This is a genomic window from Actinoplanes sp. NPDC048988 (genome assembly GCF_043197815.1).
Taxonomy (GTDB): Bacteria; Actinomycetota; Actinomycetes; order Mycobacteriales; family Micromonosporaceae; genus Actinoplanes.
Genome location: NZ_JBICTW010000001.1, coordinates 1484672 through 1500563, shown reverse-complemented (window position 1 = coordinate 1500563; position 15892 = coordinate 1484672). Strand labels below are relative to the sequence as shown.

Annotated in this window: 13 protein-coding genes; 11 read left to right on the top strand and 2 right to left on the bottom strand. The window is 69.3% G+C overall.

Going from position 1 to position 15892, the window contains the following annotated elements:
* Nucleotides 1–101 precede the first annotated feature (101 nt).
* The 11 genes from ACGFJ7_RS06810 (at nucleotide 102) to ACGFJ7_RS06760 (ending at nucleotide 12262) form a co-directional block, all read left to right on the top strand.
* Nucleotides 102–965 (top strand): Rossmann-like and DUF2520 domain-containing protein, encoded by an 864-nt coding sequence (locus ACGFJ7_RS06810; protein WP_360247238.1) that lies wholly within the window; start codon nucleotides 102–104, stop codon nucleotides 963–965.
* Nucleotides 962–1795 carry a pantoate--beta-alanine ligase gene (panC, locus tag ACGFJ7_RS06805; protein WP_360247236.1) on the top strand — a complete coding sequence of 278 codons (834 nt, stop codon included), beginning with the start codon at nucleotides 962–964 and terminating at the stop codon, nucleotides 1793–1795. Before ACGFJ7_RS06810 ends, panC begins: the two co-directional genes overlap by 4 nt.
* The gene (gene panD, locus ACGFJ7_RS06800) at nucleotides 1795–2220 is read left to right on the top strand and encodes an aspartate 1-decarboxylase (protein WP_360247234.1); all 426 of its coding nucleotides are present in this window, start codon (nucleotides 1795–1797) and stop codon (nucleotides 2218–2220) included. The genes panC and panD overlap by 1 nt, the downstream gene beginning before the upstream one ends.
* Nucleotides 2221–2293: 73 nt before the next feature.
* Entirely contained in the window at nucleotides 2294–3199 is a 906-nt protein-coding gene (locus ACGFJ7_RS06795; protein WP_360247232.1) for a septum formation family protein, read from the top strand.
* Between the two features lie 61 nt (nucleotides 3200–3260).
* Nucleotides 3261–4907 carry an L-aspartate oxidase gene (locus ACGFJ7_RS06790; RefSeq protein WP_360247230.1) on the top strand — a complete coding sequence of 549 codons (1647 nt, stop codon included), beginning with the start codon at nucleotides 3261–3263 and terminating at the stop codon, nucleotides 4905–4907.
* Nucleotides 4904–5752: a carboxylating nicotinate-nucleotide diphosphorylase gene (gene nadC / locus ACGFJ7_RS06785; RefSeq protein ID WP_360247228.1), complete on the top strand. Its 849-nt coding sequence runs from the start codon at nucleotides 4904–4906 to the stop codon at nucleotides 5750–5752. The genes ACGFJ7_RS06790 and nadC overlap by 4 nt, the downstream gene beginning before the upstream one ends.
* A gap of 33 nt (nucleotides 5753–5785) precedes the next feature.
* A complete protein-coding gene (locus ACGFJ7_RS06780) occupies nucleotides 5786–6544 on the top strand; it encodes a type III pantothenate kinase (protein WP_360247226.1) in 759 nt (252 codons plus the stop codon).
* A 54-nt stretch (nucleotides 6545–6598) separates the two neighbouring features.
* Complete coding sequence (gene lysS, locus ACGFJ7_RS06775) at nucleotides 6599–8107, top strand: lysine--tRNA ligase (protein WP_392641202.1); 1509 nt, start codon at nucleotides 6599–6601, stop codon at nucleotides 8105–8107.
* Between the two features lie 106 nt (nucleotides 8108–8213).
* Nucleotides 8214–8570: an Lsr2 family protein gene (locus ACGFJ7_RS06770; RefSeq protein WP_360247222.1), complete on the top strand. Its 357-nt coding sequence runs from the start codon at nucleotides 8214–8216 to the stop codon at nucleotides 8568–8570.
* A 480-nt stretch (nucleotides 8571–9050) separates the two neighbouring features.
* Nucleotides 9051–11573: an ATP-dependent Clp protease ATP-binding subunit gene (locus ACGFJ7_RS06765; RefSeq protein WP_097317573.1), complete on the top strand. Its 2523-nt coding sequence runs from the start codon at nucleotides 9051–9053 to the stop codon at nucleotides 11571–11573.
* An 89-nt stretch (nucleotides 11574–11662) separates the two neighbouring features.
* Nucleotides 11663–12262 carry a DUF4291 domain-containing protein gene (locus ACGFJ7_RS06760; protein ID WP_392641200.1) on the top strand — a complete coding sequence of 200 codons (600 nt, stop codon included), beginning with the start codon at nucleotides 11663–11665 and terminating at the stop codon, nucleotides 12260–12262.
* 58 nt (nucleotides 12263–12320) lie between these two features.
* On the opposite strand, the gene ACGFJ7_RS06755 is transcribed toward ACGFJ7_RS06760, so the two are convergent.
* Together ACGFJ7_RS06755 and ACGFJ7_RS06750 are read right to left on the bottom strand one after the other, a co-directional pair.
* Nucleotides 12321–13355, bottom strand: a complete 1035-nt coding sequence (locus ACGFJ7_RS06755) for a family 43 glycosylhydrolase (protein WP_392641198.1) — start codon at nucleotides 13353–13355, stop codon at nucleotides 12321–12323.
* The gene (locus tag ACGFJ7_RS06750) at nucleotides 13352–15781 is read right to left on the bottom strand and encodes an alpha-L-arabinofuranosidase C-terminal domain-containing protein (protein ID WP_392641196.1); all 2430 of its coding nucleotides are present in this window, start codon (nucleotides 15779–15781) and stop codon (nucleotides 13352–13354) included. Before ACGFJ7_RS06750 ends, ACGFJ7_RS06755 begins: the two co-directional genes overlap by 4 nt.
* Nucleotides 15782–15892 lie beyond the last annotated feature (111 nt).

The window sequence follows — 15892 nt, the reverse complement described above, 5'->3', positions numbered from 1 at the left end:
GGCCGATGGTGTTCTTCACATGGTCTTGTCACGCGCGTGTTACGGCGGCGCATACTGGCGCCACGACCGGTACCCGCACGAGTGGACTGGATCTTACGAATATGAATAAACATCGATTGACCGTCGGCGTGGTCGGCGCGGGACGGGTCGGTGCCGTCCTCGGCGCCGCGCTCCTCGCCGCCGGACATCACGTCGTAGCCGCCGCGGCCGTCTCGGCCGCCTCCCGGGAGCGAGCCGCCCGCCTTCTGCCGAGCGCCGCGATCCTTCCGGCCGACGAGGTCGCCCGCGCCGCCGACGACCTTCTCCTGCTCGCCGTCCCCGACGACGCCCTGTCCGGTGTCGTCTCCGGCCTGGCCGCGACCGGCGCCCTGCGCCCCGGCCAGATCGTGGCGCACACCTCGGGCGCTCATGGCGTCGCCGTTCTGGGCGATGTACAGGGCATGGCCCTGCACCCGGCGATGACCTTCACCGGCGCCGATTCCGACCTCGACCGGCTTCCGGGCATCGCCTGGGGTGTCACCACGGCCGACCGGGCGTTCGCGACCCGGCTCGTGGCCGATCTGGGCGGCGCGCCGGAGTGGATCGCCGAGGATGCCCGCCCGGTCTACCACGCGGCCCTCGCGCACGGCGCCAACCACCTGGTCACGCTGGTCAACGAGGCCTCCGACGTGCTCCGGGCGGCCGGCGTCGAGCACCCCGGCCGGATCCTCTCGCCGCTGCTGCACGCGGCCCTCGACAACGCCCTGCTCCTCGGCGACGCCGCCCTCACCGGGCCGGTCTCGCGGGGTGACGCTGGGACCGTGGGCAAGCACCTCGATCGGCTGCCGGCGGAGGCCGTACCCGCGTACCTGGCCCTGGCCCGGAGGACCGCCGACCGAGCCATCGCGGCCGGCCGCCTGAGGCCCCAGGACGCCGCGTCGCTCCTGGATGTTCTGTCTCGCGTTCGAGTGGGGAGTCCCGCATGACCTACGTGATCCACACCCGGGCCGAGCTGGCCGAGGACGTCTCGCACGCCAACGGCGAGGTCGCGGTCGTGATGACCATGGGCGCGCTGCACGAGGGACACCGGCAGCTCATGCGCGAGGCGCGGAAGCGCGCGAAGTTCGTGATCGTCACCATCTTCGTGAACCCGCTGCAATTCGGGCCGAACGAGGACTTCGACAAGTACCCGCGGACGCTGGAAGCCGACGTCGAGGCCTGCCGGGCCGAGGGCGTCGACCTGGTCTTCGCACCGAGCCGGGACGAGATGTACCCGGGCGGCGCGCCGTCGATCACCATGAACGCCGGGCCGCTCGGCGAGATCCTCGAGGGCGCCAGCCGGCCCGGGCACTTCTCCGGCATGCTCACCGTGGTCCAGAAGCTGCTCATGCTCACCCGGGCCGACGTGGCCTTCTTCGGCGAGAAGGACTTCCAGCAGCTCGCGCTGATCCGCCGGATGGTCGGCGACCTCGAGCTGAGTGTCGAGATCGTCGGCGTGCCGACCGTGCGCGAGCCGGACGGCCTGGCCATGTCGAGCCGTAACCGCTACCTCTCGGCCGCCGAGCGCCGGGCCGCGCTCGCGCTCTCCCAGGCGCTGCGCGAGGGTGCCGCGCACACCGACGCCGAGTCCGCGCTCGCCGCCGCCACCAAGATCCTCGAGGACGAGCCGGGTGTACGGGTCGACTACCTGTCCCTGACCGGCGCGGACCTGGGCGACGCGCCCGCCGACGGCCCGGCCCGGCTGCTCGTGGCCGCGCGGGTCGGCGCCACCCGCCTGATCGACAACGTTCCGCTGACCCTGGGAAGGGCCGCCTGATGTACCGCACCATGCTCAAGTCCAAGATCCACCGGGCCACGGTGACCCAGGCCGACCTGCACTACGTCGGCTCGGTGACCATCGACCTCGACCTGCTCGAGGCGGCCGATCTGCTTCCCGGCGAGCAGGTGGCGATCGTCGACGTCACCAACGGGGCCCGCCTCGAGACGTACGTCATCCCGGGTGAGCGCGGCAGCGGCGTGATCGGCATCAACGGCGCCGCGGCCCACCTGGTCCACCCCGGCGACCTGGTGATCCTGATTTCGTACGGTCAGATGGACGACGCCGAGGCCCGTGTCTACCAGCCCCGCGTGGTGCACGTCGACGCCGACAACAAGATCATCGAGCTGGGCGCCGACCCGGCCGAGGCGGTACCCGGGATGGCCGACGATCTCGTACGAGGGGACCTCACGCTCCTCGCCTGAAACGCCTCCCATGCCCGGTTGATCACCATATGATCGGTCCGGGCATGGGGAGGCGTGCGGAAGGCGGAGGTAGATGCGGCACCGGCTGGGCATCGGGCTCGCCGCTGTCGTCATCCTGCTGACCGCCGGCTGCGGACGTCCCAGCGGCGTCGACGGCGACCTCACCAACGGCTGGGGCGCGATGGCGCCGGCCACCGGCTTCGAGCCCACCGCGGGCGCCTGCCACGGCGCCAACTTCAGCGCGGTCGGTGCCCGCAGCACGTACGAGGAGATCGACTGCTCGCTGCGGCACCGCACCGAGACCGTCTACGTGGGCACCTACGAGTCGCCGGCCGCCGACGCCGACGAGCCGCCGGCCGACGGCTCGGCCGGAGCCCGTACCGCCTATCAGGTCTGCGACCAGAAGACGACCACCTACGTCGGCGGGCCGTGGCGCAGCGCCCGCCTCTGGATCGGCGTCACCCGCCCCACCGCCGCCGCCTGGTCCGGCGGCGCCCGCTGGTACCGCTGCGAGGTGCTCGAGCTCAGCTCGGTCGAGGACGACGGCAGCCTCGTGCAGCGCGACACCAGCCTGCGCGACGAGCTCGCCGACGGCACCTCCAGCCTGCTGCTCGGCTGTTACGCCATCCAGCTCGACGGCGACGGCGCGATCGCCACCATGCCCGGCGTGGACTGCACGGCCAAGCACAACGGCGAGTTCGCCGGCCTGTGGATCGCCAAGGATCTCGAGTACCCCAAGGACACCCGGAGCTGGGCCCGGTTCCACGAGGGCTGCCGGCAGACCATCGCCGATTACGCCGGCGTGCCCAACGACAAGGACCTGCAATATCGTACGGGCGTGGTCTCGCTCCCCGGCGGCGCCGACGTCTGGGCCCTCGGCGACCGCGGCGTGCGGTGCTACCTCTGGCTCGAGGGATCCGAGCTCACCACGTCGCTGCGCGGCAAGGGCGTCAAGAGCCTGCCGATCCAGTACAAGTAACCGTTGCCACTGATGCCGCCCCCGCCGCGAAACTGTCGTACCGGCGGGGTGTACTGAGCAGATGTCACCTCTCGCGGACCTCCCGGAGCTGCCGCGCCGGCTCGCCGCCGCCGACCCAGGATGGAGCGAGACCACCGACGTGCTGGTCGTCGGCTCCGGCGTCGCCGGCCTGACCGCCGCCCTCCACCTGCGCGAGCAGGGCCTGCACGTCACCGTCGTCACCAAGGTCAACATCGATGACGGCTCCACCCGCTGGGCCCAGGGCGGCATCGCCGCGGTCCTCGACCCGCTCGACACCCCGGCCGCCCACGCCAACGACACCGAGATCGCCGGCGTCGGCCTGTGCGACCCGGCCGCCGTGCGGGTGCTGGTCGAGGAGGGCCCGGTGCGGGTCCGCGAGCTGATGCGCCTGGGCGCCGCCTTCGACCGCAACGCCGACGGCTCGCTCATGCTGACCCGCGAGGGCGGCCACCGCGCCGACCGGATCGTGCACGCCGGCGGCGACGCCACCGGGGCCGAGGTGCAGCGGGCGCTGCACGAGGCCGTCCACCGCGACCCGTGGATCCGCCTGGTCGAACACGCGCTCGTCCTCGACCTGCTGCGCGCCGCCGACGGCCGCGCCTGCGGCATCACCCTGCACGTGCTCGGCGAGGGCAGCGAGGACGGCGTGGGCGCGATCCTGGCCCGCGCGGTCGTGCTCGCCACCGGCGGCATGGGCCAGATCTACTCGTCCACCACCAACCCGTCGGTCTCCACCGGCGACGGGGTGGCCCTGGCCCTGCGCGCGGGCGCGGTGGTCACCGACGTCGAGTTCGTCCAGTTCCACCCGACCTCGTTCGTCACCGCCGGCCTCAGCTCGGTGCAGCGCCCGCTGATCTCCGAGGCGCTGCGCGGCGAGGGCGCCCACCTGGTCGACGAGTCCGGCAAGCGCTTCATGGTCGGCCAGCACGAGCTGGCCGAGCTGGCCCCGCGCGACGTGGTGGCCAAGGGCATCCACCGGGTGCTGCGCGCCACCGGCGCCGACCACGTCTACCTGGACGCCCGCCACCTCGGCAACGACTTCCTGGAGCAGCGCTTCCCGACCATCGTGGCCTCGACCCGCGCCGCCGGCGTCGACCCGGCGACCGAGCTGATCCCGGTCGCCCCGGCCGCCCACTACGCCTCGGGCGGCGTCCGGACCGACCTCGCGGGCCGCACGAGCATCCCGGGCCTCTACGCCTGCGGCGAGGTCGCCTGCACCGGCGTGCACGGCGCCAACCGCCTGGCCAGCAACTCGCTGCTGGAGGGCCTGGTCTTCGCCCGCCGGATCGCCGACGACATCGCCCGCGACCTGCCCGAGCAGGCCGACCCGGTCACCACCCCGGCCGCCGCCGGCTGGGTGGCCGACCCGGCGATCCGCTCCGAGCTCCAGCGCTCGATGACCCGTGGCGCCGGCGTCCTGCGCTCGGCCGACTCGCTGACGGTCACCGCCAAGGAGCTGTCCCGGCTGGCCGAGCAGCGCGCCACCCCGCACAACGCGGCCTGGGAGTCGACGAACCTGCTGACCGTGGCCACGGTGCTGGTCGCGGCCGCCCGCACCCGCCGCGAGACGCGCGGCTGCCACTGGCGTGAGGACTTCCCGGGAGCTGCGGACGAGTGGCGCGGCCACCTCCTGCACACTCTCGACCGCAAGGCTCAGCTTTCACAGACCTTCGAGGAGATGGCATGACCGGGCTCGATCTGGCCGAGGTGGAGCGGGTCGTCTACACCGCGCTGGCCGAGGACCTCGGTGACCCGCCGCGCGACGTGACCAGCGAGGCCACCATCCCCGGCGGCCAGGTGGACACGGCCGAGCTGGTCGCCCGGGCCGACGGCGTGGTGGCCGGCCTGCCGGTGGCGGCCCAGGTCTTCGCTGTCACCTCCGGCGGCACGGCCACCTTCGACCAGCGCGTCGAGGAGGGCGCCCGGGTCACCCGCGGCGACGTCCTGGCCGTGATCACCGGTCCCACCCGGTCGCTGCTGACCGCCGAGCGCACCGCGCTCAACCTGATCAGCCGCATGTCCGGCGTGGCCACCCACACCCGCCGCTGGGCCGACCTCCTCGAGGGCACCAAGGCCACCGTCCTCGACACCCGCAAGACCACCCCGGGGCTGCGAGCTCTGGAGAAGTACGCCGTACGGGCCGGTGGGGGCACCAACAAGCGCATGGGCCTGTACGACGTCGCCATGATCAAGGACAACCACAAGCTCGCCGCCGGCAGCATCACCGCCGCCTACAACGCGGTCCGGGCGAAGTTCCCCGACGTCGCGGTCCAGGTCGAGGTCACCACCCTGGCCGAGGCTCGTGAGGCGGTCGAGGCCGGCGCCACCTTCCTGCTCTGCGACAACATGACACCTGAGCTGCTGCGATCGGTTGTCGAAGCGGTCGGTGACCGGGCCGAGCTCGAGGCCACCGGCAACCTGACGCTGCAGACCGCCGAGGCGTACGCGGCCACCGGCGTCGACTACCTGTCGGTGGGCGGGCTGACCCACTCCTCGCCCATCCTCGACATCGCCCTGGACCTGCGACCATGAATGTCCACAGCCGTATCCGGAAGGGACCGCACCGTGCTGCTCTGCATTGACATCGGTAATACGAACACGGTGCTGGCGACCTTCGACGGCGACAAGCTCGTGCACAACTGGCGGATCAAGACCGATGCCCGCTCCACGGCGGACGAGCTCGGCCTGATGTTCCGCGGGCTGCTCGCCGGCGACGCCGTGGAGATCACCGGGGTGGCGGCCTGCTCGACCGTGCCGGCCGCCCTGCGCAGCCTGCGCACGATGCTCGCCCGCTACTACGGCGACCTGCCCAACGTCATCGTCGAGCCGGGGGTGAAGACCGGCGTCCAGCTCGCCATCGACAACCCCAAGGAGGTCGGCGCCGACCGGGTGGTGAACACACTGGCCGCCCACGCCCTGTACGGCGGGCCGTCGATCGTGGTCGACTTCGGCACCACCACCAACTTCGACGTGATCAGCGCCAAGGGCGAGTTCCTGGGCGGCGCCTTCGCCCCCGGCATCGAGATCTCCTTCGACGCCCTGGCCGCCCGCGCCGCCCAGCTGCGCAAGGTCGAGCCGGCCCGGCCCAAGTCGGTGATCGGCAAGAACACGGTCGAGTGTCTTCAGTCCGGCATGTACTTCGGCTTCGCCGGTCAGGTCGACGGCATCGTGTCCAAGATGATCGAGGAGATCGGCCCGGTCTCCGCCGTCATCGCCACCGGTGGCCTGGCCGGGCTGGTCAAGGACGAGTGCCGGACGATCACCGCCTATGAGCCGATGATCACGCTGATCGGGCTGCGGATGGTATATGAGCGGAACGTCTGATCGCGGCTGAGTAGGCTTTCAGGGCCCATACCAGCCCGTACAGAGAGTCGTGCCGTGACCGAGCAGAATGTGCCCGCAACTGACCCCGCCGAGGACCTACCCGAGCAGATGCGGGTCCGCCGGTCGAAGCGGGACCGGCTGCTCGCCGAGGGGATCGCTCCCTACCCGGTGACCGTGCCGCGGACCGCGACGCTCAAGGAGCTGCGCGAGAAGTACACCGACCTGCCGATCGACCACGCCACCGGCGACCAGGTCTCGATCACCGGCCGCGTGATCTTCATCCGTAACGGTGGAAAGCTCTGCTTCGTCACCCTGCGGGACGGCGACGGCACCGAGCTGCAGGCCATGCTCTCCCTCGACAAGGTCGGCGAGGCCGCCCTGACCAGCTGGAAGCAGCTGGTCGACCTCGGCGACCTGGTCGGCGTCACCGGCGAGGTGATCACCAGCCGGCGCGGCGAGCTGTCGGTGCTCGCCGACACCTGGCAGATGAACGCCAAGGCTCTGCGCCCGCTTCCGGTCGCCCACAAGCCGCTCTCCGAGGAGACGCGGGTACGCCAGCGGTACGTCGACCTGATCGTGCGACCGCAGGCGCGGGAGACCGTGCGGACCCGCGCGACGGTCGTTCGCAGCCTTCGCGAGTCACTGTTCCGCCGCGATTATCTCGAGGTGGAAACGCCAATGTTGCAGTTGCTGCACGGCGGCGCCGCGGCCCGGCCATTTGTGACACACAGCAACGCTCTGGATACCGATCTCTATCTGCGGATCGCGCCGGAACTGTTTTTGAAGCGGGCCGTGGTCGGCGGCATCGATCGCGTCTTCGAGATCAACCGGAACTTCCGCAATGAGGGTATGGACTCGACCCACTCGCCGGAGTTCGCGATGCTCGAGGCGTACCAGGCGTACGCCGACTACAACGTCATGCAGACGCAGGTTCGCGAGTGGATTCAGGAAGCCGCGACCGCGGTCTCCGGATCGCACGTGGTGACCCACTTCGATGGACACGAGTTGGATCTCGGCGGCGAGTGGGCGACGGTCACGCTCTACGGTTCCCTCTCGGCCGCGCTCGGTGAAGAAGTCACCCCCGAGACCGATCTCGCGCAACTCCAGCGGTACGCGGAAAAGCACGACCTTTCCGTCGATCCGAAGTGGGGGCCGGGCAAGCTCGTCGAGGAGCTGTTCGAGCACCTGGTGCAGCACACGCTCCAGCAGCCGACTTTTGTACGGGATTATCCGGAAGAGACCGCTCCGCTCACCCGGGCGCACCGGGAAACGCCCGGTCTGACCGAAAAGTGGGACCTGTACGTGATGGGCTTCGAGTTGGCCACCGCCTATTCCGAGCTCGTCGACCCGGTGGTTCAGCGTGATCGGCTGGTCGCCCAGTCGTTGCTGGCGGCCGGCGGCGATCCCGAGGCCATGCAGCTCGACGAGGATTTCCTCCGGGCGATGGAGTACGGAATGCCGCCGTCGGGTGGGATGGGAATGGGAATCGACCGGCTGTTGATGGCGCTCACCGGGCTGGGCATTCGGGAAACGATCCTCTTCCCGCTCGTGCGTCCCGAGTAACCTTCACCGAAATGTTCTGACCGCCATTGACGCGCCGCGCCGCCCTGGCGTTATTGTCTGTGCGTTGCTTTAAGGGGAGAACCTGTGCTCGGGAGGATAGCGGCGCGTGGCCAAGCAGATCATTCACAAGCTGGTCGATGACCTCAGCGGAGGTGACGCCGACGAGACCGTGAAGTTCGCGCTCGACGGCATTCAGTACGAGATCGATCTCTCGGAGAAGAACGCCGCCAAATTGCGGGAGGTCTTCGAGCCGTACGTGTCGGCCGGTTCCAAGGTCGCCCGGGGCGGCGTGGTCGTCGGCGGCCGGGCCGCGCGCGGCCGTGGCGGCGCGACGGCCGACCGGGAGCAGAACAAGGCGATCCGGGACTGGGCCAAGAAGGCCGGCAAGGACATCTCCGACCGGGGCCGCATCCCCCAGGAGATCGTCGACGAGTTCCACTCGAAGGGCCCGGGCAGAGCTTAATTGCTCCGCTTCGCTCCGCGGGCGATCGCCTTGTAACCGGTGAGATGACCCGCGACTCTCCGGCGTCCGCACACCCCGCGGACGACGAAGAGCCGAGGGCCATCTCACCGGCGGCGATCGCGGGTGGGGGCCGGGCTGTACAGGAGGAGGCCCGCCGCGCGCCGCGCGGCGGGCCTTCTTCGTCTTTCGGTCGTTCTTCGGTGGGGATGCGTAGGGTTATCCACAGGCACGGGGCGGTTGTCCACAGGCTGTGGACAGAGCTTTACGGGATTTCGCTGTCCGCGTAGACGTTCCACTGGGGGAACAGCCACTGAGCGTGCGAAGTTGGCTAAATCAACGTTGCGGACGGTTTCAAGGGACCGCGAGGACCCAGCAGAGCCACCCGGCGGCGATAGAGTAGTAACAGCACGGGCATCACCGATGCCGAGTGCGCTGGCCCCGCCAGTTCATTGGCGCACGGCACGTGAGGAGCACGAGGGCATGTTCGAGCGGTTCACCGACCGAGCGCGACGGGTTGTCGTCCTGGCCCAAGAAGAGGCCCGGATGCTCAACCACAACTACATCGGGACCGAGCACATCCTGCTCGGCCTGATCCACGAGGGCGAGGGCGTCGCCGCCAAGGCTCTGGAGAGCCTGGGCATCTCCCTGGAGGGAGTGCGGCAGCAGGTCGAGGAGATCATCGGCCAGGGTCAGCAGGCGCCGAGCGGGCACATCCCGTTCACGCCCCGCGCCAAGAAGGTTCTCGAGCTGTCGCTGCGCGAGGCGCTGCAGCTCGGCCACAACTACATCGGCACCGAGCACATCCTGCTCGGTCTCATCCGCGAGGGCGAGGGCGTCGCCGCCCAGGTGCTGGTCAAGCTCGGCGCCGACCTCAACCGGGTCCGCCAGCAGGTCATCCAGCTGCTCTCGGGCTACCAGGGCAAGGAGCCGGCCGCGGCCGGCGCGGCGGCCGGCGAGGCCGCGCCGTCGACCAGCCTGGTGCTCGACCAGTTCGGGCGCAACCTGACCCAGGCCGCCCGCGAGGGCAAGCTCGACCCGGTCATCGGGCGCGAGAAAGAGATCGAGCGGGTCATGCAGGTGCTGTCCCGCCGTACCAAGAACAACCCGGTGCTGATCGGCGAGCCCGGCGTCGGCAAGACCGCCGTCGTCGAGGGGCTGTCCCAGTCCATCGTCAAGGGCGAGGTGCCCGAGACGCTGAAGGACAAGCAGCTCTACACGCTCGACCTCGGCGCGCTGGTCGCCGGTTCCCGCTACCGCGGTGACTTCGAGGAGCGCCTGAAGAAGGTGCTCAAGGAGATCCGCACCCGCGGCGACATCATCCTGTTCATCGACGAGATCCACACCCTGGTGGGTGCGGGTGCCGCCGAGGGCGCGATCGACGCGGCGAGCATCCTCAAGCCGATGCTGGCCCGTGGCGAGCTCCAGACCATCGGCGCCACGACGCTCGACGAGTACCGCAAGCACCTGGAGAAGGACGCCGCTCTCGAGCGCCGCTTCCAGCCCATCCAGGTCGGCGAGCCGTCCCTGGCCCACACCATCGAGATCCTCAAGGGTCTCCGCGACCGGTACGAGGCGCACCACCGGATCAGCATCACCGACGCCGCCCTGGTGGCCGCGGCGACGCTGGCCGACCGGTACATCTCGGACCGCTTCCTGCCGGACAAGGCGATCGACCTGATCGACGAGGCCGGCGCCCGGATGCGTATCCGCCGGATGACCGCGCCGCCGGACCTCCGCGACTTCGACGAGCGCATCGCCCAGGTGCGGCGCGACAAGGAGTCCGCGATCGACGCGCAGGACTTCGAGCGGGCCGCGCAGCTGCGCGACAAGGAGAAGCAGCTGCTGGGCCAGAAGGCGCAGCGGGAGAAGGAGTGGAAGGCCGGCGACCTCGACGTCGTGTCCGAGGTCGACGACGAGCAGATCGCCGAGGTGCTGGGCAACTGGACCGGTATCCCGGTCTACAAGCTCACCGAGGAGGAGACCTCCCGGCTGCTGCGCATGGAGGACGAGCTCCACAAGCGCGTCATCGGCCAGGAGGACGCGGTCAAGGCCGTCTCCAAGGCGATCCGCCGTACCCGGGCCGGTCTGAAGGACCCGAAGCGCCCGTCCGGCTCGTTCATCTTCGCCGGCCCGTCCGGTGTCGGTAAGACCGAGCTGTCCAAGGCCCTCGCGGAGTTCCTGTTCGGCTCCGAGGACGCGCTGATCCAGCTCGACATGTCGGAGTTCCACGACCGGTACACGGTGTCCCGCCTCGTCGGTGCCCCTCCCGGCTACGTCGGCTACGACGAGGGTGGCCAGCTCACCGAGAAGGTGCGCCGCAAGCCGTTCTCCGTGGTCCTCTTCGACGAGATCGAGAAGGCCCACCCGGACGTCTTCAACACGCTCCTGCAGATCCTGGAGGACGGTCGCCTGACCGACGGCCAGGGCCGCATCGTGGACTTCAAGAACACGGTGATCATCCTGACCACCAACCTGGGCACGCGCGACGTGGCCAAGGCGGTGTCGCTGGGCTTCCAGGCCTCCGAGGCCGAGGAGTCCAACTACGAGCGGATGAAGGTCAAGGTCAACGACGAGCTGAAGCAGCACTTCCGCCCGGAGTTCCTCAACCGCATCGACGACACGATCGTCTTCCACCAGCTCCGCCAGAACGAGATCCTCGAGATCGTCGACATCTTCACGGCGCGGATCGAGTCCCAGCTCAAGAACAAGGACATGGGCCTCGAGCTGACCGACAACGCGAAGAAGTACCTGGCGAAGAAGGGCTTCGACCCGGTCCTGGGTGCCCGGCCGCTGCGCCGGACCATCCAGCGTGACCTGGAGGACGCGCTCTCCGAGCAGATCCTGTTCAACGAGCTGCGCCCCGGCCAGATCGTCGTGGTCGACTGCGAAGGCGACCCGGAGAACATCGAGCAGTCCAAGCTGGTCTTCCGTGGCGCCGACCGTGGCGTCTCGGTCCCCGACGCGGTGCCCGCCGACCTCGGCGCCACCGCCACCGAGGAGTAAGCACCAGTTAGCAACGACCAACGGCCCGGCTGCGCGAGCAGCCGGGCCGTTGCGTATTTCGGTCGCCTCCCGCGCCGGAGACGATCACCATGGCGATCGTGAACTACCGAGAAGTCAGGGCGGTGTACACCGATACCGCCATCACCGTCTACCAGGCGTACGCGACGCCGATCGCCGGCGCCGCGCTGAGAGCCGGCCGCTTCGTGGCGCCGTTCAAGCGCGAGCGGATGACGTGGATCAAGCCCTCGTTCCTGTGGATGATGTACCGCTGCGGCTGGGCCACGAAGCCCGGCCAGGAGCACGCGCTCGCGGTCTCGATCGCCCGGGACGGGTTCGAGTGGGCGTTGCGCCAGGCGGTGCTCAGCCACTACGACCGCGACCTGCACGCCGACCACGCGCAGTGGAGCCGCGAGCTCAAGCGCAGCCCGGTGCGGGTGCAGTGGGATCCGGAGCGTTCGCTGCGCCTGGGCGAGCTGCCGTACCGTTCGCTGCAGGTCGGCCTCTCCGGCGAGGCCGTGAACAGGTACGTGGACGAGTGGACGGTCGAGATCACCGACGTGACCGCCCAGGCCCGGGAAATCCGGCAGCGGCTGGACAACGGCGACGAGCCGGGCGCCGCGGCGCTGCTCCCCGAAGAGCGGGTCTACCCACTGCCCGCGGACGTGGCCGAGCGGATCGGTGCTGGATAGACCCGAGGTGGGCGCGCCGGGCCGGGTGGGGGGGCCGTCGCCGGCCCGGCGCGCGGAATCAGGTGAGAGGGCCGGCGCCGCCGGAAGGGACGCCGAAGGCGGGGGTGCCGTCGGGGTTCCAGTTCAGGCGCTGGATGCGGGTGTGGCGGTTCGGGTCGTAGAGCGGATCGCCGGTGATGTCGCGATAGTCGCGGGCGTGATAGACCAGCACGTCGGTCACGCCGTCCTCGGCGACCGTGAACGAGTTGTGGCCCGGCCCGTACTGCGATGTCGCCGGGTTCGAGACGAAGACCGGGTCGGGGGTCTTGACCCACGAAGCCCGGTCGAGCAGATCGGCGTTCGCCGGAGCGGTGAGCAGGCCCATGCAGTAGCGGGCGTCGGTGGCGCTGGCCGAGAAGCTCAGGAAGATGCGGCCGTTGCGGATGATCACGGCCGGGCCCTCGTTGACCCGGTACCCCTGGATCTCCCACGGGCGGGTCGGCGTCGTGATCCGGGTCGGCTTCGTAGCGAGCGTCCACGGGTTGCTCATCCGGGCGATGTAGAGGCTCGTGTTCACCGCGATCTCCGGCTCGCTCTGCGCCCACACCAGGTAGCGGCTTCCGCGATGGGCGAAGGTCGTCGCGTCGAGAGTGAACCCGTCCCACTCGGTCTTCAGCTTCGCCTTGAGTTGCCAGCCGCTCGCGTCCAGCGGGTCGGCCAACGGCGACTCCAGGACGTACGTGCGGATCCGGAACACGTCGTCGGAGTCGCCGGCCGCGAAGTAGATGTACCAGCGGCCGTCGATCCGGTGCAGCTCCGGCGCCCAGATGTGCCCGGCCATCGTGCCGCTGGCCGGCCGCCGCCAGACCACGGTCTCCGGCGCCGTCGACAAGCCGGTCAAAGTGGAAGCTCCGCGCAGGGCGATCCGGTCGTACTCCGGAACCGAGCCGGTGAAGTAGTACTTCCCGCCGGTCCGTGGGGTGATGAACGGGTCGGCCCGCTGGGTGATCAGCGGCGTGGCCGGCGCGGCCGCCGCCGCCGCCGAGGCCGCCGACAGCCCGGCCAGGGTGGCCAGCCCGATCGATCCGGTGAGCAGCGTTCGGCGGGTGGTCATGCGGTCCTCCTCAGGCGCAGGAACGAGATCGAGTTGGCCGGGAACTCGCGGGTGAACGTGGAACCCAGCCCGCGGACCGTCGAGGTGACCGGCTGGATCGGCTCGGCGCTGCGGGTGTTCTGCTCGCCCGGGTCGCCGGCCAGCACGGTCATCCGCCCGGTGGCGGCGACCTTGATGCCGTCCAGGTCGACCTTCGTCAGCGCCGGCTTGTCCTGCGCGTTGACGACCTTGACGATCAGGTCGTGGCCGTCCTGGGTGATCACCTGGGCGAACGGCTCGGTGACCTTGTTGTCGTCGAAACCGCCCCACACCTCGCCGTCGCGGATCAGGGTCACCTTCGTACCCCGTACCTGAATGGTCAGGTTGTAGGTCTGTCCCGTGACCACCGAGTCCGGCCGGGTCAGGATCTGCTCCTTGGCGTCGGCGCTGCCGGACGCCTTCTCGACCGCGCCCTGCGTGTTGTTCCAGCCGCCCAGGTTCCACCAGTACCAGTTGTCGGAGCCCTTGATCCCGAACGGGATGAGGAAGCCCTCGGCGCCGGCGGTCTTGGTCGCCTTCAGCGTGATGTCGTAGTCGGTCGCCGTGATGTCCGTAGCCGCGGCCACCATCGTGTTGGTCGCGGCGGTGTCCGACTGCACGTACGCGCCATCCTGCACCGCCCAGGCGCCGCGGTTGGTCAGCGAGGTCCAGCCGTTCGCGTCGCCGTCGGTGAAGTCGTCGCTGAACAGGACCGTGCCGTCGGTGCCGGTGACCTTGACGTCGTCGTAGCGGGCCGCGGTGGCCCAGGTGGACAGTCCGACGCGCCCGGCGATGGGCTTGGGCTGCACGACCGCGCCGGTCACCGACGACGGCACCACCCGGTCGCCGACGTTGTTCATGAACAGCTTCTGGGTCTGGTAGCTCGTGGTGCCCCACGACTCGTCGGCGTCGAACCAGATCAGGTCGGGCCGCCACTGCACATGGTCGATGTTGGCCAGCAGCGGCGCGTAGGACGCCATCTTGACCACGTCGGCGTTGCGCTCCAGGCCGGTCATGTACGCGGCCTCGGCCAGCGAGTTGGCGAACTTGGCGTCCTGCGACGCGTACTCACCGAGGAACACCTTGGGCCCGGCGCGGTCGTAGCCGTTGTAGCGGGCGTTGTTCTGCAGGAACCAGGACGGGCTGTTGTAGTAGTGCTCGTCCACCATGTCCGATTTGGCGTCGCGGTTGAGCTGCCACAGCCGGTCGAAGGTGGCGCCCTGGTCGTCGGGCCCCGAGTTTCCAATGACGGTGATTCGGGGGTACGCGGCCTTGATCGCATCCCGGAACTTCAGATAGTTGGCGAAGTACGCGTCCGGCAGGTTCTCCTCGTTGCCGACCGCGATCATGCTCAGCCCGAACGGCTTCGGATGGCCCATCCGGGCCCGCAGCTTGCCCCAGGTCGAGGTGACCGGCCCGTTGGCGAACTCGATCAGGTCGAGGGTGTCCTGGATGTGCCGTTGGAGCAGGGCCGGGTCGTCGGTGGCCCGGTTCTGGCCGCAGCCGGTGACCAATGCCGGCACGACGGGCAGGGAAGCGGCGCCGATGTCCTCGGCGAACTGGAAGTACTCGTAATAGCCGAGGCCGTAGGTCTGGTTGTAGCCCCAGAAGTTGGCGTTGGTGGCACGGGTCTCGACCGGGCCCACCGTGTCCTTCCACTGGTACGAGCGGGCGCGCGGATAGCCGGACGCGGCGTCGTATCCGTACATGCTGCCGGTGTTGACCAGACAGCCGCCGGGGAAGCGGACGAAGCCCGGATTCAATGCGGCGATCTTGGTGGCCAGGTCGGTGCGCAGGCCGTGGTTCTTGAACGTCTTGCGCGGAAAGAGCGAGACCATGTCCAGTTTGACCGGTCCGTCGCTTTCCACCTTCAGCGCGGCCTCGTCGGTCGTCGTCGTAGCGTGGAGCGTCCCGCTGTACTTGACCCACTTGCCACTTCGGACATTGAGGGTTCGTCGGGCGTTTCCTAGCGTGACCGTCAGGTGCGCGGCGTTGTCGGCTCGCGCCCATACGGAGAAGTCGTAAAAATCGCCCGCCTTGGTGGCGAACGGCGAGCTTGTCACCGCACCGTTCATATTGAGGTATGTCCGGTTGCGCTCATTGAGTCGAGCGTCGTCATCGACGGCTGAGGCGGTTCCGGCGACAGTCCAGCCGGTAAGTCCGTTATAGGAAGAGTTATCCGTGGGGGAGAACTCGAAAGACCTGTTCCGGACGAGTTCGGCGTAGAGCCCGCCGTCCGCAGCCCAGTTGATGTCCTCGAAGAAGACCCCGTACATCGAATCGCTGATCGCGGCGCCGCGGGCCGAGGAGTCGACGGTGATCGTGTAGTCGGGGGAGACGGCCGGTGGCGCCCCCGTAAGCGGTAGTGCCGCCAGCGCGACGAGGGCACCGGCGAACAGGCGTGGCATAGATGATCCTCTCTGTTCACGTAAACAGCGAGCATGCCATAAACCTTGACGAGCATCTATGTGAACGTTAACCCTAGTTCTAACGCAACCGAAATGTCAGGAGCCTCGAAG

What these genes read in the sequence shown, in the direction of transcription:
- ACGFJ7_RS06810 (WP_360247238.1), top strand. Translation starts at nt 102, where the DNA reads ATGAATAAACATCGATTGACCGTCGGCGTGGTCGGCGCGGGACGGGTC.
- panC (WP_360247236.1), top strand. Translation starts at nt 962, where the DNA reads ATGACCTACGTGATCCACACCCGGGCCGAGCTGGCCGAGGACGTCTCG.
- panD (WP_360247234.1), top strand. Translation starts at nt 1,795, where the DNA reads ATGTACCGCACCATGCTCAAGTCCAAGATCCACCGGGCCACGGTGACC.
- ACGFJ7_RS06795 (WP_360247232.1), top strand. Translation starts at nt 2,294, where the DNA reads ATGCGGCACCGGCTGGGCATCGGGCTCGCCGCTGTCGTCATCCTGCTG.
- ACGFJ7_RS06790 (WP_360247230.1), top strand. Translation starts at nt 3,261, where the DNA reads ATGTCACCTCTCGCGGACCTCCCGGAGCTGCCGCGCCGGCTCGCCGCC.
- nadC (WP_360247228.1), top strand. Translation starts at nt 4,904, where the DNA reads ATGACCGGGCTCGATCTGGCCGAGGTGGAGCGGGTCGTCTACACCGCG.
- ACGFJ7_RS06765 (WP_097317573.1), top strand. Translation starts at nt 9,051, where the DNA reads ATGTTCGAGCGGTTCACCGACCGAGCGCGACGGGTTGTCGTCCTGGCC.
- ACGFJ7_RS06760 (WP_392641200.1), top strand. Translation starts at nt 11,663, where the DNA reads ATGGCGATCGTGAACTACCGAGAAGTCAGGGCGGTGTACACCGATACC.
- ACGFJ7_RS06755 (WP_392641198.1), bottom strand. Translation starts at nt 13,355, where the DNA reads ATGACCACCCGCCGAACGCTGCTCACCGGATCGATCGGGCTGGCCACC.
- ACGFJ7_RS06750 (WP_392641196.1), bottom strand. Translation starts at nt 15,781, where the DNA reads ATGCCACGCCTGTTCGCCGGTGCCCTCGTCGCGCTGGCGGCACTACCG.